At 55.9% G+C, this 24031-nt stretch carries 25 protein-coding genes and 1 tRNA gene; 10 read left to right on the top strand and 16 right to left on the bottom strand.

Annotated elements, in window-relative coordinates:
* Window positions 1-22: 22 nt before the first annotated feature.
* From RISK_RS25710 to RISK_RS25690, 5 genes are read left to right on the top strand one after another with little or no spacing between them, the layout of a single operon-like run.
* Complete coding sequence (locus tag RISK_RS25710) at window positions 23-340, top strand: hypothetical protein (protein WP_047817214.1); 318 nt, start codon at window positions 23-25, stop codon at window positions 338-340.
* Window positions 337-846, top strand: coding sequence for a PulJ/GspJ family protein (locus tag RISK_RS25705; protein ID WP_236696707.1), 510 nt, complete (start codon window positions 337-339; stop codon window positions 844-846). Before RISK_RS25710 ends, RISK_RS25705 begins: the two co-directional genes overlap by 4 nt.
* On the top strand, window positions 843-1229 hold the full coding sequence (locus tag RISK_RS25700) for a hypothetical protein (RefSeq protein WP_047817195.1): 387 nt from the start codon (window positions 843-845) through the stop codon (window positions 1227-1229). Before RISK_RS25705 ends, RISK_RS25700 begins: the two co-directional genes overlap by 4 nt.
* Entirely contained in the window at window positions 1226-2119 is an 894-nt protein-coding gene (locus RISK_RS25695; RefSeq protein WP_047817194.1) for a DUF1559 domain-containing protein, read from the top strand. Before RISK_RS25700 ends, RISK_RS25695 begins: the two co-directional genes overlap by 4 nt.
* Window positions 2116-2919 carry a hypothetical protein gene (locus RISK_RS25690; RefSeq protein WP_102017673.1) on the top strand — a complete coding sequence of 268 codons (804 nt, stop codon included), beginning with the start codon at window positions 2116-2118 and terminating at the stop codon, window positions 2917-2919. Before RISK_RS25695 ends, RISK_RS25690 begins: the two co-directional genes overlap by 4 nt.
* A gap of 1175 nt (window positions 2920-4094) precedes the next feature.
* Here RISK_RS25690 and RISK_RS25685 read toward each other — a convergent pair.
* The 10 genes from RISK_RS25685 to RISK_RS25640 all read right to left on the bottom strand — a co-directional run bounded on the left by RISK_RS25685 (window position 4095) and on the right by RISK_RS25640 (window position 13754).
* The gene (locus RISK_RS25685) at window positions 4095-5498 is read right to left on the bottom strand and encodes an alkaline phosphatase D family protein (protein ID WP_047817193.1); all 1404 of its coding nucleotides are present in this window, start codon (window positions 5496-5498) and stop codon (window positions 4095-4097) included.
* A 554-nt stretch (window positions 5499-6052) separates the two neighbouring features.
* Window positions 6053-7342, bottom strand: a complete 1290-nt coding sequence (locus RISK_RS25680) for a prenyltransferase/squalene oxidase repeat-containing protein (RefSeq protein ID WP_047817192.1) — start codon at window positions 7340-7342, stop codon at window positions 6053-6055.
* A 25-nt stretch (window positions 7343-7367) separates the two neighbouring features.
* A complete protein-coding gene (locus tag RISK_RS25675; RefSeq protein ID WP_047817191.1) occupies window positions 7368-8621 on the bottom strand; it encodes an HlyD family efflux transporter periplasmic adaptor subunit in 1254 nt (417 codons plus the stop codon).
* A 201-nt stretch (window positions 8622-8822) separates the two neighbouring features.
* Window positions 8823-9113 (bottom strand): hypothetical protein, encoded by a 291-nt coding sequence (locus tag RISK_RS25670; protein ID WP_150122705.1) that lies wholly within the window; start codon window positions 9111-9113, stop codon window positions 8823-8825.
* A 127-nt stretch (window positions 9114-9240) separates the two neighbouring features.
* Window positions 9241-9843 carry a transglutaminase-like domain-containing protein gene (locus RISK_RS25665; RefSeq protein ID WP_047817189.1) on the bottom strand — a complete coding sequence of 201 codons (603 nt, stop codon included), beginning with the start codon at window positions 9841-9843 and terminating at the stop codon, window positions 9241-9243.
* Window positions 9844-10240: 397 nt separating this feature from the next.
* Window positions 10241-10747, bottom strand: coding sequence for a hypothetical protein (locus tag RISK_RS25660; RefSeq protein WP_047817188.1), 507 nt, complete (start codon window positions 10745-10747; stop codon window positions 10241-10243).
* Window positions 10748-10893: 146 nt separating this feature from the next.
* Window positions 10894-11190, bottom strand: coding sequence for a hypothetical protein (locus tag RISK_RS25655; protein ID WP_047817187.1), 297 nt, complete (start codon window positions 11188-11190; stop codon window positions 10894-10896).
* A 51-nt stretch (window positions 11191-11241) separates the two neighbouring features.
* Window positions 11242-11661, bottom strand: coding sequence for a hypothetical protein (locus tag RISK_RS25650; RefSeq protein ID WP_236696705.1), 420 nt, complete (start codon window positions 11659-11661; stop codon window positions 11242-11244).
* 556 nt (window positions 11662-12217) lie between these two features.
* Window positions 12218-12571 (bottom strand): hypothetical protein, encoded by a 354-nt coding sequence (locus RISK_RS25645; protein WP_047817186.1) that lies wholly within the window; start codon window positions 12569-12571, stop codon window positions 12218-12220.
* Window positions 12572-12632: 61 nt separating this feature from the next.
* The gene (locus RISK_RS25640; protein WP_236696704.1) at window positions 12633-13754 is read right to left on the bottom strand and encodes a hypothetical protein; all 1122 of its coding nucleotides are present in this window, start codon (window positions 13752-13754) and stop codon (window positions 12633-12635) included.
* Between the two features lie 221 nt (window positions 13755-13975).
* Here RISK_RS25640 and RISK_RS33295 point away from each other — a divergent pair, with 221 nt between their 5' ends.
* On the top strand, window positions 13976-14266 hold the full coding sequence (locus tag RISK_RS33295; RefSeq protein ID WP_236696712.1) for a hypothetical protein: 291 nt from the start codon (window positions 13976-13978) through the stop codon (window positions 14264-14266).
* Between the two features lie 451 nt (window positions 14267-14717).
* Here the strand turns inward: RISK_RS33295 and RISK_RS25630 are convergent.
* Window positions 14718-14791: transfer RNA gene (locus tag RISK_RS25630), tRNA-Arg, on the bottom strand.
* Between the two features lie 519 nt (window positions 14792-15310).
* Entirely contained in the window at window positions 15311-17197 is a 1887-nt protein-coding gene (locus RISK_RS25625) for an alpha-amylase family glycosyl hydrolase (protein WP_047817212.1), read from the bottom strand.
* A 256-nt stretch (window positions 17198-17453) separates the two neighbouring features.
* On the opposite strand from RISK_RS25625, the gene RISK_RS25620 reads away from it, so the two are divergent.
* The gene (locus tag RISK_RS25620; RefSeq protein ID WP_008658394.1) at window positions 17454-17696 is read left to right on the top strand and encodes a hypothetical protein; all 243 of its coding nucleotides are present in this window, start codon (window positions 17454-17456) and stop codon (window positions 17694-17696) included.
* A 132-nt stretch (window positions 17697-17828) separates the two neighbouring features.
* Window positions 17829-19088, top strand: a complete 1260-nt coding sequence (locus RISK_RS25615; protein ID WP_047817211.1) for an RNA polymerase sigma factor — start codon at window positions 17829-17831, stop codon at window positions 19086-19088.
* Window positions 19089-19362: 274 nt separating this feature from the next.
* Here RISK_RS25615 and RISK_RS25610 read toward each other — a convergent pair whose 3' ends face one another.
* The 4 genes from RISK_RS25610 to RISK_RS25595 all read right to left on the bottom strand — a co-directional run bounded on the left by RISK_RS25610 (window position 19363) and on the right by RISK_RS25595 (window position 22582).
* On the bottom strand, window positions 19363-20124 hold the full coding sequence (locus RISK_RS25610; RefSeq protein ID WP_047817183.1) for a YciI family protein: 762 nt from the start codon (window positions 20122-20124) through the stop codon (window positions 19363-19365).
* A 49-nt stretch (window positions 20125-20173) separates the two neighbouring features.
* Complete coding sequence (locus RISK_RS25605) at window positions 20174-20647, bottom strand: DUF1579 domain-containing protein (RefSeq protein WP_047817182.1); 474 nt, start codon at window positions 20645-20647, stop codon at window positions 20174-20176.
* A gap of 91 nt (window positions 20648-20738) precedes the next feature.
* Complete coding sequence (locus tag RISK_RS25600; protein ID WP_261340236.1) at window positions 20739-21608, bottom strand: YciI family protein; 870 nt, start codon at window positions 21606-21608, stop codon at window positions 20739-20741.
* Window positions 21609-21988: 380 nt separating this feature from the next.
* Window positions 21989-22582, bottom strand: a complete 594-nt coding sequence (locus RISK_RS25595) for an exopolysaccharide biosynthesis protein (RefSeq protein WP_047817210.1) — start codon at window positions 22580-22582, stop codon at window positions 21989-21991.
* A 252-nt stretch (window positions 22583-22834) separates the two neighbouring features.
* On the opposite strand from RISK_RS25595, the gene RISK_RS32740 reads away from it, so the two are divergent.
* Together RISK_RS32740 and RISK_RS25585 are read left to right on the top strand one after the other, a co-directional pair.
* A complete protein-coding gene (locus tag RISK_RS32740) occupies window positions 22835-23002 on the top strand; it encodes a hypothetical protein (protein ID WP_173442730.1) in 168 nt (55 codons plus the stop codon).
* A 324-nt stretch (window positions 23003-23326) separates the two neighbouring features.
* A complete protein-coding gene (locus RISK_RS25585; protein WP_236696702.1) occupies window positions 23327-23986 on the top strand; it encodes a 3-keto-disaccharide hydrolase in 660 nt (219 codons plus the stop codon).
* Window positions 23987-24031: the final 45 nt, after the last annotated feature.

Genomic DNA, 24031 nt, shown 5'->3' with positions numbered 1-24031 from the left:
TGGTTTCACGTTGATGGAAACCATGGCTGGGGTTGCGTTCCTCGCCATTTCGACTGGGTTCGCGGTGCAAATGCATCACAGTGGACGAGCGTTCGATCGTGTCTCCACCGATCGTTTGGAACGCCAGCTTGCGATTGAAAATGAAGCCCAACGATTGTCATTGATTCCCTACGAAGACTTGGCGGGCGTCGTCGAGCAACGTGACCCGGATTCCAGTGTTCAGATCCAAATGGAGCCCTTTGAAACGGATTCCCGAGACGGTTTGCATTTGACGATCCAAACCACCGTCCATTCGCAAACGCTGCAGCATCATGTGTGGCGAATGGAGCCGAACGAATGAATCATCGACACGGCTTCACCCTGATTGAAACGCTGGTCACGCTGGCCCTCGTCATCGCCATGCTGGGCGGGACGTTGGGGTTGGTGTCGTTGATGCGCACCAGCAGCCAGCACGCAACGACGGCCGCGCTCGACCGGCAAGAGATTCGACGATTGGCGAATGACATCCGGCGGGATGTTGCGGATGCCAACCAAGTCGAAGTGGAGGGGGCGCAGTTGATCCTCGACTTCAGCGATTCCGATTCACGAATCGTGTACGACTTCGGTTCCGAACCCGCTTTCGCTCGCACCGTTGAGTCCACTGCCCAATCGATTAACGATTCGTTGATTGCATCCGACCGCTACCTGATCAGTGAACGTTCGCAGGTCCAACTTCAACTGCAACTGCTATCGGAGGATGATGCCGACTCCGATCGAGAAGCATCGCTCGTCGAGCTAACCGTTGCACTGCCTGACCGCCCCACGGAACCGATTCAAATCCTAGCCGCCCCGAGGATGTCCCCTTGATTTTGACACACGCCCGTCGCCGGATTCATCGCCGACATCCTTTGCCAATTCGCCGCGGTTTGGCCGCCATGGGGTTGGTGCTCGCGCTGGCCTTGTTGGTTGGAACGTTCGCCATCGCGACGGGAGGACGAGCCACCCAATCACGACGACATGACCTGCATCATCAATCCGTCGCGTTGCTCGAATCCGCGATCCGGACCGCTCAGACGCTGGGCGACGAGCTCGAATCCGACCTTCGGCTGCCTGTTGACGAAGACGCCGGAGTTTGGATCGATGTGAAAGTCATCACCTCCAGTGAACCACCCAACCAAATCGAAGCCACTTTGGTTCGCAACAACCGGCCTGGCATGTCGATCCGACGTCTACAACGAGGCAACTCATGAACGTTCGCCAGTCAAAACCTCTCGCTTGTTTCGGCAGCACAAAGCACGGCTTCACCTTGGTCGAATTGCTGGTCACGATCGCGATCATCGGGGTCCTGGTTGGGATGCTCACTCCGGCGCTCCAATCGATTCGCGAAACGTCCCGGCGTGCGTCCTGCCAATCGAAAATGCTCCCGATTGGTTTGGCAATCCAAAGCTATCACGATCGTTGGATGCACTTTCCCGTGGGAACGGTCTTGGATCCAAACGATGGGATCGCCGGACCAATCGCCAGCACCGCGGTGGGGAACCATCACAATTGGTTAGGGCGGTTGATGGACTTGATGGACCAACCCGTCATTGGTGATCGCATCCTTCGTTCGGTCAGTGTTTACGACGAGGCCAATCGGCCTGTGTTGGCATTGAGTGTCCCGCATGTTCAGTGTCCATCTGCCGCGAGAACGCCGGACAACGCCAGCAGTTATGTTGGGTTGCACCATCCGACTGAAAAATCCATCGATGAGAGCGACCATGGCGTCTTCCTTCTCAACGTCGCGATCACGCGTGACGATGTGACGGATGGATTGGCGAACACCGCCTTCGTTTCAGAGAAGTTGTTGCCACTCGATGATCTGGGATGGTTGAGCGGGACCCGCGCCACGCTGCGGAATGTTGGTGGGGGAATCCAAACCGTCGACGATCGCTTTGCCAAACCACCTGCATCGGCGGTGGGTTCGGTCGGCAGCCGCCATCCCGGCGGTGTCCACTTTTTGTTTGGATCTGGCGAAGTTCGTTTCCAGTCGGCGCAAACCGACCCGCGGATCTTGCAGCAAATGGCCGACCGTCGTGACGGTGAATTGCCCCTGCAGTTTCAATCGATCGAGTCGCTTCGCGAGCAGAGTTTGGAATGAATGACTCGTTGCCGGAGGAGGATCCAGTCGATGGGGTGCTGTTGGGATGGTGCTTGGTTTGGTCGGTCGTTCTCTCGATTGTTGCGGCAAGCTTCGGCGGGTTGCAGGATCTGGAGGATTTAGCGGACGAGAACCAGTTGTTTCTGGCGTGTTCACTTGGTGGACTCACCGCGAGTTGGGCTGCGTTGGGCACTTGGTGCTCGCTGATTCATGTGCCTGCCGAAGGCCGTTCCAGAAGGCGTACACGACGTTGTCAAATGGGCGTGGGGTGCTTCCTGCTCGTCGATGCGATCGTGATTGCATTGGCGTGGCTGGCCATGCCATCGATCGCGACGCAGTTGATGCTTGTGGCCGGCCTTTCATGCTTGGGGCCATTTCTAATTTGGCAATGGTTTCGGCGTCCCATTCATCGAGGGAAGACTCCTCCGACCGGCCAACGCAACATCCGGCAGATTCTGGGGATGGCGTTCACGATCGCGGTCGCCAATGTGCTTTTCAAAATCGCCGGTATCTGGATGGATTTGTCCCAAGGGATGATCACGCTGGTTCTCAGTCTCGCCGTCGGTTGGACACTGCTTTTACTCACACTGTTGAGCCGCCAATGGGCCTGGATCTTTGGGCTGATTCCGATTTTCATCGGCCAACCCTTTGTGGTCCTGTTGATCGTGGACATGGAAAGCGGCAACGCCGACGAGCAAGCGATGATCGTCAGCGGCACCTTCATCGGTTTCTATCTGTTCGCGATGCTGTACGTGTTGCTGCTGAGATCAAGCGGACACAAGTGGTTTCGTTCGATCTGAAATCAACAGCAGACCAACGACCGGCACAAACCGGGGATCATTCAGCGACGGGGCGAACAACTGTCGTCGCTCCGCGACTTGAGGACTTGTGTGTCGTTGGTGTGTGACCTTGGGTTGAAAACCCAAGGCTTCCGGCTTCCGTCGCTCCGCGACTGGTTGTGGGGGTTCGGTGTTCTAGCAACCGCGGAGCGGTGACAGTTGTTAGCCTCGGGTTTTCAACCCGAGGTCTTCGGTGTCACGATCTCGCTCGACAAGCCGCGGAGCGGCGACAGGTGGCGAGGGTTGCGATGGGGGAAGGATTGAAAAAGTGAAATTGTAAATTGTAAATTTCAAAATCTTGGCGGTGGAGGCGATGACGGGGCTCGTACCGAAGGAGCATCATGGCGGCGATCCTCGCCCCGGACGGGGCCGGCGTCGGGCATTCTGCGTGGGCCTCGCTGACCGGTTTGTCGAATTTGCCGTCGGTTGGCCACTCTTGGCCGACATCCGCCAATCAGACGGGCAAGAGTGCCCATCCTAAAGGCGTTAGAACGTCGTGGACGACTCAATCGACGAGCCGTGACGTGTTGGGGTTTCATTTCGACGGGCTTGGAAGCCCATCGTACGAGGATGCGAACCGGTGGGTCGTTCGGTGGCGGGGCTGCAATCAACTGTCGTCGCTCCGCGACTTGAGGACTTGTGTGTCGTTGGTGTGTGACCTTGGGTTGAAAACCCAAGGCTTCCGGCTTCCGTCGCTCCGCGACTGGTTGTGGGTGTTCGGTGTTTTAACAACCGCGGAGCGGTGACAGTTGTTAGCCTCGGGTTTTCAACCCGAGGTCTTGGGTGTCACAGTCTCGCTCGACAAGCCGCGAAGCGGCGACAGGTGGCGAGGGATGCGATGGGGGATGGATTGAAAAAGTGAAATTGTAAATTGTAAATTTCAAAATCTGGGCGGTGGAGGCGATGACGGGGCTCGTACCGAACGTGCATCATGGCGGCGATCCTCGCCCCGGACGGGGCCGGCGTCGGGCATTCTGCGTCGGCCTTGCTGACCGGTTTGTGGAATTTGCTGTCGGTTGGCCACTCTTGGCTGACGTCCGCCACTCTGACGGGCAAGAGTGCCCATCCTACATTCGTTGAAACGTCGTGGACGACTCAATTGACGAGACCGATTGAAACGATCGAATTTCGTCGCGTCACTCTGCCGCCTGCAGTTGGCTGCGTTTCAACGTCATCTCATAGACCTTTTGGTCTTCCATTGTGATGCACTGGAACGCCATTTCTGGATCGGCCTTCTCCAAATCAAATCGCAACATCCCAAAGAAGTTGCCTTCGTTGTAAGAGAAGACGGCTTTTTCTTTGGTGGGATGCGTGTGATCGTTCGTCATCTTCGACGTCTCGAACTCGAACAAGTCGTAGCCGTTGGGACGCTCGATCTTGTACACGTCGGTGCGGTGTCGATCAGCCGACAGCAGAATCACGCCGCCGATTTTCTCTTGGTCGATGAAGTCAAAGATTTCGTTGCGTTCTTCCTTCACGCCCCACCAAGAATCTTTCCCGCCTTTGTCAGCGTGCTCCGTCCACAGCGTCCCTGAAGCGAGAACTTTGAACGTGGCATCCGATGCTTTCAACTTCGCCAACAACCATTCCTTTTGTTCCGGGCCCAGCATCGTCCCGTCTTCAAACGATCGATAGTAGCGATTGTCGAGCATGAAGAAGTCGACGTCCCCAATCGAGAAATCAAACCAGCAACCGGGAAGTTCATCGCCGCCCCCGTACGATGGGTTGTTCCAGTTTTCACGGAAGACTTTCCAGGATTCGAATTTCCAACTCGGTTTGAATTTGCGGGGGCCACCCGAGGAGTCATCCACGCCCAAATCGTGATCGTCGTAGACCGCGTACACCGACGTCGACGCGGTCAGGCGTTGAAACTCAGGTCGCAGTTGCCGACGGTAGTAGTGCACACGCTGCTTCGTGCGCGACTTGGGTTGGTCGATGTAGACATTGTCACCGAGCAACAGGATCGCTTCCGGCGAACGCCCCGCAATCACATCCCAGATCTTTTCCTTCGGCGGGTTGTAGCGGGCTCCGCCGCCAAACGCGACGCTGAACGTTGCCTTCTCGTCCTTGGACGGATAAGTCTGGAAGGTTGGTTGCTGGTCGGCGAAAACGCTTTGTCCATCGACCAAAACGTCGTAGGTGTACGACGTCGAAGGCTGCAGATTTCCGAGGTCCAGGAGTGCCGAGTAGTCCATCTCCGCCGAGGTTTGGACGACTTCGCTGGACTGCCCATCCATCACGACTTGCACGCTGGCGGGTTGCGTTGTCCGGACCCAGATCCGGGCACTGTGATCGGTGACGCAGCCCAACATGGGGCCGCCCAGAAGCTTGAGGTCATGCTTCGCCACCAACTCACGAAACGCAGGTGAATCGACCACGTGTTGCAACCCAGCGTCCGACTCCTTGAGGTCGTACATGGACTCGAGGAAGTAGTGGTCCATGTCGCCCACCACCGGCGTTTCGCGGGGCGTTGGGATCGGTGGTTTGGCGAGGGAAACCGTTGCGGCAGGAAGGATCGCAAGGAGGATCCCGGACAACATTCTCTTCATGGTGGCGTTCTGGGAGAGAGTCTGGCGTGGCCCGTTTCAAGGTGGGGCAACCATGTTATCACAGCCGGATGCGCGAGAATGCCAGTGGGCCGAATCAAGCCGCTCCGGCATCGTCAGAGTAGAACAGTTGTCCTCAACTGTTCCGTCTCGCAAGGTACCGACCCAAGGTCTGTTTCGAACTGTTTGAGTTTGGATTGGGTGGAGGCGGGCGCTGAAGCGTTGGGTTTCGCACACGGAACAAAAGTCGGCAGGAATGATCAAGCACAACCATGTGAGCCGTTTGGGCGTTAGCCCCGGTTGTGCGTGAAAACCGTGGCGAACGCCAACGGCTCACATACCCCATGACTCCTGCGTACCTGCTTTGAACAGTTGTTCTCCACTGTTTGCGTGCCAGCTTCAACGCATCGAGAGGACTGATGCGATCGCGATTGAAATGGGACGCAGAGGCGGAGAGACGCGGAGTCGCAGAGGGGTGAGAACGCGCCGGTCGCCTCCTCCACTGCGTTTGAACTTTCTCGTGGTCGAACGCTTGGGCTTTTTCGCGTTCACGGCAAGCAGGCGTCCAGCGTCATCAGGACAAACCCGGTGCCATACGGTTGATGGTAGTCGTACAGCGGGTAGTCCCACCACGAGCCATCGGATTCTTGACGGTCGAGCATCAGCTTGGCCAACATCGACTGATACGGCGCACGTTCCTCTTCGGGCAACAAGTCCATTCCCACTGCGGCGTAGTAGTGACCAAAGTAGTAGAAGTAGCCAGCCACCTGCATCCAAGCTTCGTGGGGAACCGGCCGCTTGCGGCCGATGTCGAGCCAGCCGTTGCGCAGATAGAGTCGACACAGCCAGACCTTCACGACGTCGTCGGTGATTTGGGAATCGCCCCACAATCGCATTGCTGCATTGCAGCACTGGGACCGACCGAGACTCCCGCCGGGGCGGTTGATCTCTCGCATCGGTCGGTACTGAGAGTCTTCGCTGTACAAGTAGCTGAAGTCGGGTTTCTGTTGTCGGCCCAAAGCTGCGACGGCGCGATCCACCATGCGTTTTGGCGGAGTCACCCCGATGGAATCGGCTTCCTTGAGTGCCACCAACACGGCACCGTTGACAAAGCTGGTCGACGAGGAGGTTGGTTGGTCGGCTTGGTAGCGGAAGTCGTAATAGCCCCAGCCGCCGTCGACCGATTCGTAACGCTGCAGCATTTCGAATTGGTCTTCGATCAGGCTGACGATGCTCGCTTGGCGATCCGCATCGCCTTTGTGCCAACCATGCAACCGCACGAGTGCTTGGATCGAATAGCCATGACCCCAGACGTTGTACATGGCCGAACCATCTGCTCGTCGTAATTTCGGCAATTCGCGGTACAGCCACGTCTCAGCTCGTTCGACTGAATCGCGGACTTGCGCCCGTAGATTTTTTTCCGGTGTGTTCTCAGGCAGGTGTTCCAGTGTGTCGATCAACCCCGCGATTCCCAGCGACGTGGTCGCGGCTCGGAACGCATGGTGGGCTCCGGGCGTCGGGGCGTAAATGTTCAGGCCTTTCGTCCGCGTGGGTGATCCCCAGGAACCGTTCGGGTTCTGGTCATCGAGCATGAACTGCACCCCGCGAACGATCGCGGCGCGGATTTCCGATTCGGTGGGGGCGTCGATTTCTGGCGGCACCGGAGTGCGTGACAAATCAAAGGGCTTCACCGCAGCCACGTCTTCCGCTGGCAATGTCTCGCTGTGTGCCAACAGACACAAGGCACTCAGCATCAAGACGACGCGAAGCGACAAATGGCGAACTCGCAGAGCAATCCTGGTCGTCGCGACCGGGCGATCCGTTTGCTTGATATTCATAGCATTTTCCCGAGGATGATCACGATCATTTCGTCAACTCAACGGTCGCGGTCATCGTCGGTTTCACCGCTTCGGGCAATTTGCCTGTGATCTTCACTGTTGCATCAAACTTCGTTCCCATGAACGGCACCGATGCGATCGAATCAATGCTGCCCTTGACCTCCTCCTTCGGGGCAATCGCTGGCTTGATAACGCATGAGTCGCCCACTTGAATGCCGGCCAGATCAGCCTCGCTCAGCGTCAAGCGAATTCGCATCTTGTTTGGCTGAACCACGGTGGCGATGACCTGATCGGTGGAGACTTTCGACCCCACCTTGATCGGGCTCGGCTTGGCATTGAGTGCGCCTCGATTCAGTTCTCCATACAGCAGGATCCCTTTGCCGGGAGCCTGGATGACAATCGACTTGCGTTGTTCGCGGAGTTCTTCGAAGTCCGTTTCCTTTTCGGACAAGGCATCCGCGGCCTTGCGGCGTTCCAGGTCGCGTTTCTTTTTCGCACTCTCGAGATTGCGAAGGGTTTTCTCGTACGCCATTTGGGCGCGTTCCCAGGTGGCCTCGGTTCGCGCTTCTTCGGCGGGAATGGATTGTTTCAGGGTTCGATTGGAACGAATCTCGGTGCTTTCCAATCGAAACTGAGCGGACTCGACGGACTGCTTGGCGCGTTTGAGAACGATCTCCTCGGATTCCTCGGTCAAGTCGTCGGCGTCGTACATTTGCTGAAGTTGCTTCAGTTCCTCGGCCGCGTTGTCCAGTGAGGCTTGGGACATCTTGATGTCGAATTCAGCACTTTTGATTTTTCGATCGCGATCGAATTGCATGTAGTTGTCATAGGCCTGCTTGGCAGCCTGACGTGCCCGCTCTGCATCTTGGCGATCGAGTTTTTGAGCGGCAACGAATTGATCATGAGCAAACTGTTCGTCGTCGGCAGCAATTCTGGCCAAGCGAATGTCAATCTCGGCGGCGGACAGTTTTTTGTCGATCGATTCGGTGTCGAACCAAATGACGGTCTGGCCTTCTTTGACTTCGGTGCCATGCGGAAGGATTTTCTTGATTTCAAGTTCACCAAACTGATCCAACCCGTGGCTCAGTTCCCAGCTTTGAGTCGACTCGAACGTCCCTTGCACTTTGACGGTGACCTCGTCTGTGTCGTCCGTCGTCTTCTTTGTCTCAGGCTGAGCGGCCTTCTCAGGAGTGTCTTGGGCCAAAATTGAGTTGGACGCAAGGCTCACGCAGAACGTGACGATGACGGCTCGGGTCATCAGATCAAACAAACACTTCATGATGCCATTCTCTCAGGGCGATGCGGGACGACAGTAATTGGCGGGATGCTTTTCGTCGGCTTTAGGGTGCGGTTCCAACAGAGGCGGCACACAGCCGAATTCGAAGCATGGCTGTTCAGAGTATCTCCATCCACCGCCAAATCAATCAATTGAAATCCAAGGAGTCCGTTCAGATCCCCTGAAGCAAGCCAGTGCGGGCCATCAGCGCGTTGCGGTTTGCGGCAAGGGGCCGGCCCCCTCTCTCGATTCCGTGTCATCCGGTCCGCAAACGCGAGGAGGCATGCAGGCGTGGGCCCAAATGCCAAGCAAGGTCCACACGACCGCCATCGGTGTGAAGGTCCGATAGAAAGTGGCCACGCCTTGTTGCCCGGCTGCGTTCTCAGGCATGAAGATTTCCGCGACTGCTATCGAGGCAGCACAACTGAAACCGACCGCCACACAAACACCAAGGAATGCGATGCACTGCACACGTGTTTTGAAAGGATTTGGCATGTGGAATCCCCGCTCAGTTTGGACGTTTGAAATGAAATCCGAATGCCGTCGACGTCGTTCAGGCTCAATCTTTGCAACCGCCGAAACGAAGACCGCACCGTCCATTGTACTGTTTCCAGCACGCCATTCACCGTTCTTCGATATCGGGCAAATCTTGATCGGGCAAATCTTGCGACAATTCCAGCCAGTCTTCATGTCTCCGCAGGCATTCGATCACGGCAGGATGTGGCGTCTGCCAAATCTCATCCAGGTCCCGTTCTCCTGCCATGTCAGTTGCAAACGCCAACTGTTCTCGGGGAGGAATGAATTGAGCGTCCACACCGGGTTTGTTTCCGCGAGCGTCGATCCGATACCAACCATGGTCGGGCAAATGGACCGCGTTGAGCCCGTGCAAGCAAAACGGAGCTCCGTCGCCTTCGATGGAGAGACGCTGATAACAAAGCCCCGCGGGAATCTGATTGGCACGCAAGAAGGCACACAGCAAATGGCTCTTGGCGTAGCAGTATCCGATCCCATGCCACAGCACATCCGAAGCTCGGCACGTCACCGGATTTCGCTCTTCGTCTCCCGTGTGCTGGATCGAATCACGCACAAACTCAAAGCAGTTTTTCGCGGTCTCTTCGATCGACGCACCCGCCAATTTTTGGGCGCGTTCGATGATGTCTGGATGGTCAGCATCAATGTCCTCGCAATGCCCCAGGTAGTCGTTTGGATTGGGAGATGAACTCATGTGGGTTCCGTTGGAAGGTCTTGGAAGAGGAAACATGTGCGAGGGACTGGCGAATGTTTAGTGGACAAATCAGCAAGGTGTCGATTGCCCACAAGTGAGAATCCTATCCCGTGAGGGATTTAAGACGGTAGCCGTAGGTCGCGTAGCGCACCTACGGATCATGGGAAGACACCATCGCGTTTCGACCCCGATAGGGCGTCGCAGAATTCAATCTGGCCGATGTGCGACCACCTTCGGGGTCGGCCAGGGAGTCTTTCACCGCGTCTCCGGCGGTGTTCGCTTCGCTCGACCGCCGGCTACCTGCTGCAACGCCTCCGGCGTAAAAGAACTGCGAGCAATCAACAGCTCGTCGCCTCGTCCATTGCGTCATTCGTTTCTCACGCGTTTCCCATTTCGGTCAACTGGAGACGTCCTTCTTACCCAGCACTTGTCGGTTCGCGAAATGGTAGCCCCACCAAGTAGCTGACAGTACAAGCAGCATGGTTCCAATCCAACTGGTTGCCCATGCTCGGAAAACGTGATGGGCCAGCGGTTCGGTCGCCTGCTGCCAGAGTTGCATTTGTCCGAATGCGAAGACGGCGACTCCAAGAGCAGCCACCACGGCTCCCAATCGAAGCGGATTCGTCCAGCTCGATTGTGATTGGTCGACGTCCTTTTCCATCGTCTCGTCTGTCTTCACCGGATGCTTGGAACGCGTGCCAAGTTGGAAACACAGAAAGAACGCGATGGTGAAGATCAACGTTGATGCGAGGTCCGCGGGCGATAGCAAGGTCGCACCGCAGGAACAGGCAAAGGCAATCGCCGCCGTTTGCAGATGCTTGCTCCGACGCCACCGCAAAAGCAGTGAAAGAAGCCCGAGAACGAAGGGCACGATGAGCTCAGGGATACCGACAGAAAGGTGCATGGCTGAATTCTCCAACAAACAAATGGACTGGAAAGTTCGCCGAAGGCACTTCGTCGACCATGGTCACGAAAGGGAAGCGATCACAGGATCTTATTGCCCCGACTGGGACGAGTCAAATTGCCCGTCGTCAATGCATTGATGTTCGATCACAAACCGAACAAACCCAAGAGGACGACCATGGTGATGGCCTCGCGATAGGCGATCAGACGCACGGTGAACAAATCCGCGACCAAGCGATTCCAGAATTCGCGAATGAACCATGCGGAAATGAACATCATGATCAGGTAGCGAACAAAATCGATCAACGATGTGAGCACCAAGCCTTGGATGGGAACGTTCTGGGCTTTGTCCGAAAACGCGAACGTGATGAACCCCGTCCCCGCCGAGTACAAAATCAGCAGAACATTGAACCAGAGAGTGATGGTGGGGCGGGGGGCTTTCAAGATTGGCTCCGATGCTGAGCTCAGGGATTTCCGGTGGTCGATGAATGGAACTCAGACGTACTCGCTCGGTCCCAGCATGACCGTCTCTGAGACACCGCTTTCAGTTTCAAATCGGACGTGGCCATCGGACTCGACCAGCGAGCGTTCTTCGTCGGTCAGCTCTTCTTCAAACTGTCGCTGAATCAATTCGGTGTCGATGTACTTGATCGCCAACTTCGCAGAAACCGTGGTGGCCACGATCACCACGGAAAGAATTCGCATCCCAGGATATGGCAAGAAGAACACTCGTGGGCCAATCATTCCCGACACGATTTCGTAGCCTCGCAAGGCAACGCGATAGCGTTCCAAGTTTTCGGTCGAAGTTTCTTCGACGGCTTCTTCGACCTCCGATGCCACACGCTCCGCTGAAGCGACAATCGGCTTCGTCACCTCGCCTGAACCACAACCGGTCACCGAGGCAGCGGCCGTCATGGCAGAGATCGAAAGGAAGTGTCTTCTTTGCATGAGAACATCCAAGGGGAAGGTGGGAGCCGTTTCGCTAAAACATGATCCTAGTGGTCTGTCACAGCTAAAAGTGAGGGTTGATCGTAGTGGACGAGGCCACGAGTCCTTGAATTTGACGCCAGTTCAGGACTCGTGGCCTCGTCCCACTACCCTAAAAACAAGTCTTGACAGAACACTAGTGCCGGACGGCAGGAATGATCGGGCATAATCATGTGAGCCGTTTGGGCGTTAGCCCCGGTTGTACGTGGGAGCCACAACGCGTACCAAAATATCTCAAATGCCGAAAGACTCTTGCTGACCTGCTCTATGCCGGACGCTTGCTGACTGACGCTTCCTTGTCAGGCTGGATCACTCGAGATTTTGGGCGCTGGCCGCTTCGGAAAGCTGTCACAGCTAAAAGTGAGGGTTGATCGTAGTGGACGAGGCCACGAGTCCTTGGATTTGACGCCAGTTCGGGACTCGTGGCCTCGTCCACTAGCCTAAAAGCTCGTTCACTACCCTAAAAACAAGTCGTGACAGACCACTAGGGGGATTGGGTGGGGAAGTGCAGCAACCCAGCCAAACCAATTCCCATCAGAACGATCGCCAGCAGAACCGCATTGGCCGCCCACTCCCGGGCGTGCACCACGATGGCGAACGGCCCCAGCCGAACGACTTGCCAGGCCGAAACCGACGTCACCGTCGATACGGTGAGGGTTTGCGAACGGGTCCCATCATCATCTTCGACCAACGGACCTTCGTAAGTTGTCTTGGGAGTGAAGTCGGTCGTCGCCATCAGTTCACGCGACTGCTTCCGAGTACTCCAAGCCACCCCCGCCAGCGGAATTGAGATCAACGCAAACAGCAACCAGATCAAAAACGGTTGGTAGCTGGTCATGACATCGATCCATCAAATCCGCGACTGCGATACGAAAACGTCCACTGCTAAGAGGACAGACTTACTCTTCGACGGCTTCGAAAATCGCGATTTGACCGTCGTTGGGTTTGCCATTTGCATTCTCGCCACCGTTACGCCATGACAAGACAATGCCGAACAGTTTGCCATCGATTTCGACAGGGCAAAATCCGTGCATGTGCTGCATCAAGTTCAATGTGTCGTAGGTCGCGGGCACCAGGGCACCGGCTGGTTTGCCGTTTTCCAACACCAACACGGGCGCCGATCCATTGGTCTTGGGCAGTGAGTTCAACAGCGGCAAAAACATGTTGTCGCCCACATTGAAGAGGTTGCAAGGGTTCGAACCCTTGGGCAGTTGGATGAAGTAATCCTTGTCAGCACCCGGTGTTCGGATTTGTGCTCCATTGGGTGTGAACGAGAAAATGCGTCCGTGAGAACGAGAAGCAATTTCAACGATTTCACGCCCGCCTTCGGTGGCAATTTGCACACCATGGCCGGTGTTCAGCATGCCACCGTTGCCTTCTCGTCCGCCCCATGCCGGGCCGCCCCATTGCCACTGGCCGTCCACCAATTCGGCTGACAACGCAAAGTCGCCGGGAGCGTATCCGATGACAACCACCAAACGCTTGGCTTCAGGTAGAAAGACCACATCACAAGGAGTGAATCGTCCGCCAGCCTGGAAGTATTCGTTGACGGTTGGGTTGTCGAATTCGTCTCCCTTGGGCTGAGACAGAGTCGCAAGAACTTTCCCGCGTTTGGTCACGAACACTTGTTGGGTGTTCGTCGATGCGAACGCCCAGTGCGATTCGCCGTCCAGTACGAAACAATCGGTTCCGTGAGCGTTCATGCCGCCGGAGAACACTGCGTCTTGGTCGTCGACCAAAGTCCATTCTTTCAACTTGGGATCAAGCGTCACCAGCCCGTGCTTGGCAACCACGGTCACGATCTCACCCGTCAGCAAATCCCGGTCGGCGTTGTTGTGCAGACCGCCTTTTGCGGCGTTGAACATGTCTTCGGATTGCTTGCCAAGATCAGCCCGGTGTTCCCAACGATACGTTTTGCCGTTCGCTTGGAACTTGTTCGTTGGAGCGGTTGGGTCAAACGCAGCGGCGGATTCCGTGGATGTCTCGGCGGCATCGCCATGGTCGTGACCTTCGTGGGCCATTCCATTCATTGGAATTCCGGCGAGTAACGCAAAGACGGAGCAGATGAAAAATCGGGTGTACGGCACGATAAATATCTTTGGAGGGCAATGGATTTGACTGGCAACGGGCGTCATTTTGGATTCCCGTGAACAACTCTCGGTGCACCATGCTAGTCAATCTCGGGGTTTCGGGCAGGGAGCCTTCTGGCGATTCGACGGGGCCACTGCCTGTGGAAACTCGAATGGCGCCAGGCATCGAAAACAACCTTCACAACCAGATCGCCCCCATCCGGTCAGATCTGATGAAACGCACACAAGAAGTCACGCTTCTTCTTCTCGAATTTGCGGTGTTCCTTGTGATCGATCGGCCTTCGCTTTTCAGTGAAGCCGGGCGTGATCACGCCCCAGTTGCCATTGCGAACCATGAAGACGACGTAATCGACCGGGCAAGGAGACCAGCAGTTGGTGAATTCCTGTCCCTTTTTTTTCTCGAACGTTTTCACTTGAATGCGATGGAAATGGGGGCCGTCTGAAATCAATAGATCTGTTTTGTGCGCATGGTCCAGCATCGGCCTGAAAACCTGCCAGCCATCGTGCATCAACCAAGAAGCAATCAAACTCTCGACCGCGATGTTTTTCAGTGTTTGGTGAGTTGCGGCGAGGATGGTCGTTTTGCGAACTGGCAAGGATTGGGTGCGCTTTCCATTGAGTGTCTCGATTCACGCGGGACCGGTTCGCCAAGAAAACGTCGAACGCGAATCATCCACGGATGACAGGCTGACCCGCAGTTCTGCGGTCGCACGCAAACCTACGTTCCCCTCTCAAGAGAGGAGAAAGGAATCCTGTTCGGGGAGACCTGAGGTGCCAGGATCGCCAAGGAACAAATTCCGATTTTGCGGTCTGGAATGGTCGTGAGAGCCAGATCAGAAGCGTCGGGCGAGCCGCCATGGCACCACGGAGGCAGAGAAATCCAAACGCAAGAAGCACGCCCAGGTGGATTCGAACCACCGACCTACGGATTAGAAGTCCGTTGCTCTATCCAGCTGAGCTATGGGCGCGAGTGCGGCTTGTGCGTTGGATGGGCACAGCGTTCGGCTTGGCAAAAGGAGCCAGCGAATGCAAACCAACGCGACAGATGGAGTGAAACCATGGTCGAGTTGGCAAGGCGGAACACGGCCCGAATGGTGTGTTCGGGCCGTGCAGCGACAGTCTATCGACGCTCCCCATTTTGGGCAACGTCAGCGGTTTCCCCCCGTTCCAGCAAGCCCGACAATGGAAATCCGTAGCGTGACGGGTTGTCGATGTTGCTGTCGGTTGGCCACTCTTGGCCGACATCCGCAACTGTGACGGGGCAAGAGTGCCCATCCTACATTGACGACTCAATCGACAAGCCGGTGAGCGAGGCACCACCCAGCGTCCCTGCAAGGGCCCTTTCCCTCGCGTCCGCCTGAACCACGTCCCTCAATGCCCCTCAACCTTCCCCGAAATTTCAATTCTTCGTGAAAGGTTCCTGGTTCAGAAACCCAACCAGACACGACGCCAGAAAACGCGGCACGAAGCCGATCTGCCGGGATGGCTCAGCGCGTGTAGATCAAAACCGCGTAGGCACCGAACGAAACTTCGGCTCTCGCTGCCAAACCGTCGTACGGTTGGTCCGTCGCATCGACATGTTCAACCGGGTGATCGTCGAAGTCTTGATCGTAGCCCGACCAATCGGTGTTCAGTTTCAATTGCCAATCGCCTGAATCGGGAAAACCGATTTCGTATTGATCCCAAGAACGATTGGCAAAGTTGGCCAGCACCAAAACGTCGTCTTGAGGATCCTCAGCCCGCCGCACGAACGCGACGACCTTGTCATTTTCATTGACGTGATGCATCACGATGTGTTGCCCCGTCAATCCTTTTGAAAAACCGTCTTTGTTCAATCGCAATTGAATGAGATCACGGAACAGACGTTTGATTCCTCGAAGGCGGCGAGTCCGTTCCCACTCGAGCGGATCTGTGTCTTCGAACCAGTCGTCTTCCAACATCTCTTGGCCTTGAAACAACATCGGAACTCCCGGTGCAGTTAGCGCCAAAGCCGCTGCCAGGATTGTTCGTTTCTTTGCAAACCGGCTTTCAGGATCCTCCGCATCGATCTCGCTGGGAACGCGAGACTTGCCGTTGGCGACTTCATCATGCGATTCGCTGTACACGACTCGTTGGAAAGCGTCGCCGTTGTATCGATGACACAACGCGTCTCGCACCGCCCACATGTCTCGATGTGCATCGTCGATTTCTTGCACCGCGGTACGGATCGGGTGGACAAAGGCCGCGTCCCACTGGGTTGTGAAGCCCGCACCGCCTTGATCTTCCGTCTTGGTCAACCAGTTGTTGGTCTGCAAATCTTCCGCGATCAAGTAACACCCCGGGAACTCGTTTCGCAAATCGCGGTTGATCCACTGCATCAATCCCCAGCCTTCCGCGATGTCGTCGTTGCCGATACCGGAGACCGTGCGAATGTAGGCGGTCATGTCATACCGCAAACCATCAGCATGGTATTCCCGCATCCACATCATTGCGTTGTCGTGGATGAACTGGCGAACTTCGCCGCGACCGTAGTCGGGTCGCGTGTCGCCCCAAGGCGTGTTGGAGCGATGGTCTTGATAGAAGTAGATGCCGCCCTTGTCGTTCTCACTCCAACCGTCGAACTGCCACAAATCCAAATCGCTGGGGCCAAAGTGGTTGTAGACGACGTCGATGATCACCGCAAAACCAGCTTGATGTGCTGCGTCGACAAACGCTTTCAACGCGTCCGGACCACCATAAGCCTGCTCAACCGCGAAGATGTGCGCTGGGTTGTATCCCCACGACAAATCGCCAGCGAACTCGGCGACTGGCATGATCTGGATCGCGTTGATTCCAAGCTCTTTGAGATGCTTGAACTTCGCAACCGCATCGGAGAACGTCCCCGGTTGATCGGGATCGTCTCGATGAAACGTTCCGATGTGCATCTCGTAGATCACCAACTCATTCTGTGCTGGCCGGTGAAAGGTCGGATGCTTCCAATCGAATGTGTCTTTGTAGACGACCGCGTTGCCGATGGAGTTGGTGACTTCGCGGGCGTACGGGTCAATGCGATCAAAGGATTTGTCGCCTCGGGTGATTCTGTATTTATATTCGTCACCCGCTTTCGCCTTGGCAACGTCGACGTACCAAGTCCCGTGCTCTTCTCGCTTCAGCGGCGTGGCTTCTGATTGCCAGTCGTTGAATGTACCGATCACGCTCACGCGATCCGCGTTGGGTGCCCAAACTCGGAAGGCAACTCCGTCGTCGTGAACGATGGCCCCCATTCCTGACTTGGTGACTTGCGACGGTTCAGCCGCCTTATCTTCCATTCCATCCAACAACGCAGTCTGTCCCATCTCACGCCCTTCAATGACGATCAAACGCTGAGCAACTGTCCGGTGCAGCGAATCAAACATCGCACGACTCAACCGGAGCCAATTTTCTCGAGCCGGATTGGAGATGGCAATTCTCGTGCCACGTCTTCGCAACCGCGTCACTTCCTCGGAACGGAATCGATCGCATCCGCGGATTCGGATGCTGGTATGCCGCTTGCATTGGCATCGAACCTCGAGCGTGGCGGTCCGTCGTCACGTCGCACTCCAAACTGAATCAAAATCGGCCACCGAGAAAGCCTCGGCGGGCCAGCCATCCTACCTCACCAAGAGAAATCCCATGCGTGCCCTCATTTTCGTTGTCGCAATCGTTCTGCTGATGGCGGTCGTTGGTTGGTTGCGATTCACATCGGACGATGGCGATCCATCGGTTCGAGTCGACACGGATAAAATGAAGCAAGACACATCGTCCCTCGTCGAGACAACCAAAGATGCTGCTGACGGTGCCGCCAACGCAATCGACCGTGCGGCAGGAAATATCGACGCCAGCATCGATCGCGAACCAGTTGAGACCAACCCGTAGTCGAATCTTCTAGGAAACAACTGGCTGCGATGAGGTTTCAAGCCCGCGGACGATCTCGCGTTGAAACACGCGTTTGGACTATGCTCATCGCTTTGCCCCGTGACACCGGAAGGACGGCAAGTCCCGCCGCCGATGAGCTCCGCCCAAGCAGTCTCCAACCAAATCGATCGCATCTACCGAACCGAGTCGAGAAAAGTTTTCGCGACGCTGGTTCGGGTTTTGGGCGATTTTGACTTGGCGGAAGAAGCGATGCACGACGCCTTCGCCGCCGCGATGGAGAAGTGGGGCCACGATGGAATTCCGGACAACCCAGCGGCTTGGTTGATATCGACGGGGCGTTTCAAGGCAGTCGATCGCATTCGCCGCCGACGACGCTTCGATGATTTGCAACCGGAACTGGTTCGGCGAATCGACCAAATTGAATCCGCCAACCATGCGGTCGCCGAGCAGGACATTCAGGACGATCGATTGAGACTCATCTTCGCGTGCTGCCACCCTGCGATCGACCAAAAAGTCCAGGTCCCGCTGACCTTGCGAGAAGTTTGTGGGATGACGACCGAGGAAATTGCGAGAGCGTTCTTAACCGCCCCGTCCACGTTGGCTCAGCGGATCGTCCGTGGCAAAGCCAAAATTCGCGACGCGGGGATCCCATTTTCGATCCCGACACTGTCCGAGCTGCCTTCGCGTTTGGACGCGGTGTTGTCCGTCATTTATTTGGTGTTCAACGAAGGTTATTCCGCCTCGAGCGGCGACTCACTCCTGCGAACCGATCTGTCAGCCGAAGCCATCCGGTTGGCTCGGCTGTTGTTGGAACTCCTGCCCGATCCCGAAGTCGCAGGTTTGCTCGCGTTGATGTTGTTGCACGAGTCGCGTCGCAACGCACGAGTGAATGAAGACGGCGACATCGTTTTGCTGGAGGATCAAGATCGTTCTTTGTGGGACCGGAACTTGATCGAAGAAGGCAGTCAGTTGTTGCAGAGTTCGCTCCGTACTCGGCGGATTGGAACCTACACGATTCAGGCAGCAATCTCGGCCGTGCATGCCGAAGCCGAACGAGCCAGTGAGACCGACTGGTCACAGATCGTTGCGCTGTACGACGTGTTGCTGCGAATCCAGCCCTCGCCGGTCGTCGAACTCAATCGCGCCGTCGCCATTGCAATGCGAGACACGCCAGCGGAAGGCTTGCAGCAAATCGAAGCAATTCTCGATGCCGGCCATCTTCGCGATCATTACTTGGCCCACTCCGCGCGAGGCGAATTGCTGCGAAGGATGGGCAAGCCGGAAGACGCCATTCAAGCGTTCGAACAAGCACTCTCGCTAGCAATGAATGCCCCGGAACAAAGATTCTTGAGTCAGAAGCTGGCAATCCTAAAAGGCGCCCTCGGCAGTTGATCACGCATCCGAGAATCAACGCCTACATCAGCCGTTGGGCGATAGCCGAATGCGATCTACTTTGTAGCGGAACGGCGCGAGCCGTCCGGTGACACGCCGGAAAACACCCACGATTTACCAGACGACTTGCGCCGTTTCGCTAACAAAATCCCCTCGATTGGTTCTAAAGCAAGTGCCATTGGGCGATAGACCCCGGTTCCCACACACAACTCTCATAACCGCCTTCGATCACTCGTCCCACCACGCACGCTTGAACTGTCGCAACGAGCCGAACTCAACCCGACCGATGTGGCACCGGCAGCGGAAACAATGGCCGAATCTCCGCCGTGCCTCGTCTGGCCCCCGGGATCCTCGACGCGACCGCGATCGCTTGATCCAGATCCGCGACGTGGATCAAGAAGTAGCCGCCGAGTTGTTCCTTGGTTTCCGGAAACGGACCGTCGACAACCTCCTGAATGCCGTCGCGCACCCGCACGCATGTCGCGGTCGTCGGCGACTGCAACGGTGCCGCATCTCGATAGCAGCCTTGTTCGTGCAGTTCATGGCACAGACGAATGGATTCCTCCAACGCGGCCGAATGTTCTTCCGGTGGCCAGGCTCCTTCGGCAGCGTAAAGCAGAACGATGTAGTCTTTCCCGGCATTGCTCTCCTTCGTTCGCAGCGAAATCAAATCCTCGCTCAACGATGGCATCGGCATTGGAACTGGCAGCAAGGGACGAATCTGAACGGTTCCCTTCTTTGCTGGTGGCAACCGACGCGCGATCGCGACCGCTTCGTCGCGCGAGGGCACATCGATGATGTAGTACCCACCCAACTGCTCGGTCGTCTCTGCGAACGGACCGTCCGTCACTTCGCACTTGCCTTCTCTCACACGAACACTGGTTGCCGTGGTGACGGAATGAAGCGGCGAAGAATCCAGCCATTTGCCCTCCACCGCCAACTCATCGCAGATCGCCATCGAATCCAGCATGCAGCGTTCACGCTCGTCTTCCGTCCAACCTTCCTCCGCCCCGTAAATCATCAATATGTATTTCATGTCATTCTCTCACTTCGCTTGAATGTGTGTGCGTCAAGTCAACAACCCGCTAGCAACGTGTGTGCTTGCCACTCATGAACTCAATCCACTGACCGTTTTCGTCTTGCAGTTCGCTGGTCATCATCCACGTGTCTTTATCGAGGATGTGAATCGTGTCTCGATAGTTCGCTTTTCCTGCCCCGTCGAAAGCAGGACCACGCGAGCTCAGCAGCAACTTTTGGCCGGACTCGTCCAAGCAGCCTTCGTACGGCCAAATGTTCGACATCATGGATCCTACAAAGGTCCCGACGTAGTGACCGTCGGCTGTGTCGAACCCCAGCGTCATGATTGACGACCAAGGTTCGCCTTCGGCAGATTCACCGCCGCTCTCGCAAATCACCCACATGCCTCCCAGTGATCGGCAAGACATTTTGCCGTGCGTGGTCGTGGTGGATCCGTCCGGCATTTTGCAGTCGTGGTCGAATTCCCATTCGCCGAGGATTTGCTCGAGCCATTGATGCTCGGATTGTGGTTTGGCAAACATAAACAGACTCAATGTTGAAGGAGGTGTGGCAAACAAAAACAACCATTCAAACCATCGCAACGCGGACTCGCTGCGTCACGATCGTCGGTTCTCAAGTGCAGGCATCTGCACCATACGAGGGCTCATCTAAAACAGCGGGATCTTTGATCTTCCATGCCTCGTTGGTCATCGGATTGAAGGGCAACGACACGTGTTCGTGCAACACCTTCCACTGCCCGTGCATTTTCCGAAAACAAGTCGTCACTCTCATCCAAGATTGCCCGGCGGGATGATCCGCCGGAGAGGTTTGGAATTGATGCAAGCCATGAAGGAAAGCGACATCGTCGCCGACCTCGAACGTCAGATTTTGGTGAACCGATTTGAATTCAGGAAAGTGCGGCAAGCAACCTTCCCAAAGCTTGCGAATGTTCTGTGCCCCAACGGTCTGGTACGGTGGAATGCCCCCGTACAGCACAGAGGTTTCGGTGTAGTTGGCAACCAAACCATCGTAGTCGCGAGCTTCCAAAGCCGTGTTCCATTGATGAACCATTCGTCGTACGTCGGCTTCCGCGTCGTCCTGCGTTTTTCGCTCAATGGCAGCTTCCTGCTTTCGCAACTCCGGCGTCATCTCGTCGCCGAAATCTGCCATCTCAAAGATCGGACGAATCTCAATGTCCGAGTCTTCCATCATCGGATTCGGACAACGCCGCACCCAATCGATCGCTTCGCTCATCGAACTGACTTCCCAGATCCAATAGCCAGCGATCAGTTCTTTCGTTTCCGCGAATGGTCCGTCCGTCACCGTCCGGTCGCTTCCTTGAAAGTGGACGCGAACTCCCTGGGAGCTCGGCTTCAATCCTTCACCGGCTTTCATGATCCCGGCTTCGACCAGTTCTTCGTTGAAGTTCCCCATGTCGGTCAGCAATTTCTCGTCGGGCATCTTCCCCGCTTCTGAACTTTCGGACGCCTTCACTATCACCATGACTCGCATTGATGTTCCTCCATCGGGATGTTTGCTTCACTCGAAAAATGTTCACGTGAACCGAATGAATCACCTTCCCAACCCAGTGGATTTGGCGGTGACTCTTAGATAGTCGATTTCGTCTGTCGACGATCGACATCAGCGGCAAAAAGAAAGCAAACTTTTTCTGCGAAGGTGGTTCCGGCCGGAGGAAGAGTGAATCAGCGTGGCCAGCGTCCAGACGCCACGGCGTGGTAGTAGTCTGTCTCGACTTATTTTTAGGGTAGTGGACGAGACGACGAGTCCTGGACTGGCTTCAAAACCAAGGACTCGTGGCCTCGTCCACTACGAACAACCCTAACTTTTTTACTTTGACAAACCACTGGACTGGCAAAGGTGACTCACCCAAGCAACTGGTATCCCACCAAGCCAAACGTGGCCAGCGCGATGCAGACAGCAACTCCCGCTAGCAAACCATCGCGAGCCAGGATCGACAACGCGAACGCGAAAATGGCTCCTCCGGCCAAGTTGGCGCTGAATGGAATGAATTCCAAAACCGGCGTGCTCATCGCCACCAGAATCGCGGCCACCGCCAGCGTGCTGATCGTGGCGTGATTCATCATCCAAGTCCATCGCTGAGCGGTCATGCTGTCGATCCAGGAAGCAGGCTTCCGCAACCAGTCCAACATTTTCTGGACTTTGCTTTGACCGATCTCCCATCGTTCCATCCAACCAGGGATCCAAACGTGGTCGGCATCAGCCAGCATTTGGCCGCACAGGATGACCACCAGCAAACCCAGCAACACGGGGACGCCCGGAATATCTGCGGGGCCAGGCAACACCATGATCGCGCCCACAATCAGCAGCAACGAGGCGAACGACTTTCGTCCAACAGCGTCCATGACCTGGCCGAATTTCACTTGTTCGTTGTTCTCGGCGACTTCATCGATCTGATGGATGATTTGTTCAATGGGGGCGTTGTGATCGGTACTCATCTCCAATCCTTTGAAAGCAATTGTGATTTGAAAGGGCTCTTGAACCAGGCTGTCCGTGCAAACCGTGAACCAAGACGCCGTTCGCTCTGCCGCACGCTTTCGGCAACTTCGGATTTTGGCTTCATGCCGACGCTCATTGATCACGAGGCGGACACCCTGAACATCTGCTTGGCGCGGAAATCGCTGGGGTGTCTTTCGAAAAGCTGGTCGAGAATCGATCAGGATCGAAACACTTTCTCCAAGGAGACCTCTATGTCCGTTTCAAAAGACTCACCTCAAGTCGGCGACATTTATCGATGCGTGAACTGCCAGATGGAGATTCATGTGACCAAGGGCTGTGACTGCGAGGGCTGCGAACCGGAATTTCGCTGCTGCGGCAAACCATTGGAAAAAGTCACTGAGCCACCGGCCAACGACTGAAGTTGCTGCTCGCATGTCCGCGGAAGATCTGTCGGAATCTGCGTCTGACAAAAAATCCAACGGAACATCGCGAAGTTGCTTGTCAGCAAGCTTCGAGAAAAAACATGTGAGCCGTTTGGGCGTTAGCCCCGGTTGTCCCCAAGTACCGCCAAGAGCCCTCGGAATCAACACTTTCCCGAATGAATTCCGCATGCTTGCCTCGCGTTCGCCCCTCTGTCTATGGACAAACGCAACCGCGGTAGTTTTAATCGTTCGACATCGGCCTGCTCGACAACGCGTCTCAGGCAAGTCGCCTATCCAACTCAGTCACATCAGAGAAACAACATGAAGAACCTTGTTCATTCGCTCCGCTATCCGATGGGGCTCGCCCTTGCACTGTGCGTCTCTTTTGCAGGCCTCAGCGTTTCAGGGGAAGACGACGCGAAAGGCGACGAGTCGGCCAAGTGGACAACTCTGTTCGATGGTGAATCGCTGGAAGGCTGGGAGAAAGTCGGACGAGACGACAGCAAGTGGGAAGTGGTTGACGGCGTGATCAAAGGCACTGGTGGTGTGTCGATGTTGGTCAACACATCGGGCCCGTACAAGAATTTCCGCTACCGCGCGGAAGTCAAAATCAATGACGGCGGCAACTCGGGAGTTTACTTTCGCACGACACGCAAACCCGGTTTCATGGATGGTTACGAAGCCCAAGTCGACAGCACGCATAGCGACCCAATCCGCACCGGTTCGCTGTACGGTTTCTGCCACGTTTACCCGGAACTGGTCAAACCAGACACCTGGTTCACCTACGAGATCGAAGTCAAAGACGACAACTGGCGCGGACGCGACATGACTCGCATCAAGATCACCGTCGATGGCAACGAACTGTACGAATACATGGACTTTGAAAAGACCTACGGCCCCGGCCACTTCGCATTCCAGCAACACGACCCGGGCAGCATCGTCCACATCCGAAAATCGGAAGTCATGCCACTGGACGACTAGTTCATTCTTTGGACTACAAAAGAGCGCCGTCTTTCAAGACAACCG

Source organism: Rhodopirellula islandica, from assembly GCF_001027925.1.
In the GTDB taxonomy this organism is placed as follows: domain Bacteria; phylum Planctomycetota; class Planctomycetia; order Pirellulales; family Pirellulaceae; genus Rhodopirellula; species Rhodopirellula islandica.
Note: the sequence above shows the minus strand (reverse complement) of the source record. Positions and strands in the feature narration are given on the sequence as shown.

What these genes read in the sequence shown, in the direction of transcription:
- RISK_RS25710 (WP_047817214.1), top strand. Translation starts at nt 23, where the DNA reads ATGGCTGGGGTTGCGTTCCTCGCCATTTCGACTGGGTTCGCGGTGCAA.
- RISK_RS25705 (WP_236696707.1), top strand. Translation starts at nt 337, where the DNA reads ATGAATCATCGACACGGCTTCACCCTGATTGAAACGCTGGTCACGCTG.
- RISK_RS25695 (WP_047817194.1), top strand. Translation starts at nt 1,226, where the DNA reads ATGAACGTTCGCCAGTCAAAACCTCTCGCTTGTTTCGGCAGCACAAAG.
- RISK_RS25690 (WP_102017673.1), top strand. Translation starts at nt 2,116, where the DNA reads ATGAATGACTCGTTGCCGGAGGAGGATCCAGTCGATGGGGTGCTGTTG.
- RISK_RS25685 (WP_047817193.1), bottom strand. Translation starts at nt 5,498, where the DNA reads ATGTTGTCCGGGATCCTCCTTGCGATCCTTCCTGCCGCAACGGTTTCC.
- RISK_RS25680 (WP_047817192.1), bottom strand. Translation starts at nt 7,342, where the DNA reads ATGAATATCAAGCAAACGGATCGCCCGGTCGCGACGACCAGGATTGCT.
- RISK_RS25675 (WP_047817191.1), bottom strand. Translation starts at nt 8,621, where the DNA reads ATGAAGTGTTTGTTTGATCTGATGACCCGAGCCGTCATCGTCACGTTC.
- RISK_RS25670 (WP_150122705.1), bottom strand. Translation starts at nt 9,113, where the DNA reads ATGCCAAATCCTTTCAAAACACGTGTGCAGTGCATCGCATTCCTTGGT.
- RISK_RS25665 (WP_047817189.1), bottom strand. Translation starts at nt 9,843, where the DNA reads ATGAGTTCATCTCCCAATCCAAACGACTACCTGGGGCATTGCGAGGAC.
- RISK_RS25660 (WP_047817188.1), bottom strand. Translation starts at nt 10,747, where the DNA reads ATGCACCTTTCTGTCGGTATCCCTGAGCTCATCGTGCCCTTCGTTCTC.
- RISK_RS25650 (WP_236696705.1), bottom strand. Translation starts at nt 11,661, where the DNA reads ATGACGGCCGCTGCCTCGGTGACCGGTTGTGGTTCAGGCGAGGTGACG.
- RISK_RS25645 (WP_047817186.1), bottom strand. Translation starts at nt 12,571, where the DNA reads ATGACCAGCTACCAACCGTTTTTGATCTGGTTGCTGTTTGCGTTGATC.
- RISK_RS25640 (WP_236696704.1), bottom strand. Translation starts at nt 13,754, where the DNA reads ATGGCCCACGAAGGTCACGACCATGGCGATGCCGCCGAGACATCCACG.
- RISK_RS33295 (WP_236696712.1), top strand. Translation starts at nt 13,976, where the DNA reads ATGGCGCCAGGCATCGAAAACAACCTTCACAACCAGATCGCCCCCATC.
- RISK_RS25625 (WP_047817212.1), bottom strand. Translation starts at nt 17,197, where the DNA reads ATGTTTGATTCGCTGCACCGGACAGTTGCTCAGCGTTTGATCGTCATT.
- RISK_RS25620 (WP_008658394.1), top strand. Translation starts at nt 17,454, where the DNA reads ATGCGTGCCCTCATTTTCGTTGTCGCAATCGTTCTGCTGATGGCGGTC.
- RISK_RS25615 (WP_047817211.1), top strand. Translation starts at nt 17,829, where the DNA reads ATGAGCTCCGCCCAAGCAGTCTCCAACCAAATCGATCGCATCTACCGA.
- RISK_RS25610 (WP_047817183.1), bottom strand. Translation starts at nt 20,124, where the DNA reads ATGAAATACATATTGATGATTTACGGGGCGGAGGAAGGTTGGACGGAA.
- RISK_RS25605 (WP_047817182.1), bottom strand. Translation starts at nt 20,647, where the DNA reads ATGTTTGCCAAACCACAATCCGAGCATCAATGGCTCGAGCAAATCCTC.
- RISK_RS25600 (WP_261340236.1), bottom strand. Translation starts at nt 21,608, where the DNA reads ATGGTGATAGTGAAGGCGTCCGAAAGTTCAGAAGCGGGGAAGATGCCC.
- RISK_RS25595 (WP_047817210.1), bottom strand. Translation starts at nt 22,582, where the DNA reads ATGAGTACCGATCACAACGCCCCCATTGAACAAATCATCCATCAGATC.
- RISK_RS32740 (WP_173442730.1), top strand. Translation starts at nt 22,835, where the DNA reads ATGTCCGTTTCAAAAGACTCACCTCAAGTCGGCGACATTTATCGATGC.
- RISK_RS25585 (WP_236696702.1), top strand. Translation starts at nt 23,327, where the DNA reads ATGAAGAACCTTGTTCATTCGCTCCGCTATCCGATGGGGCTCGCCCTT.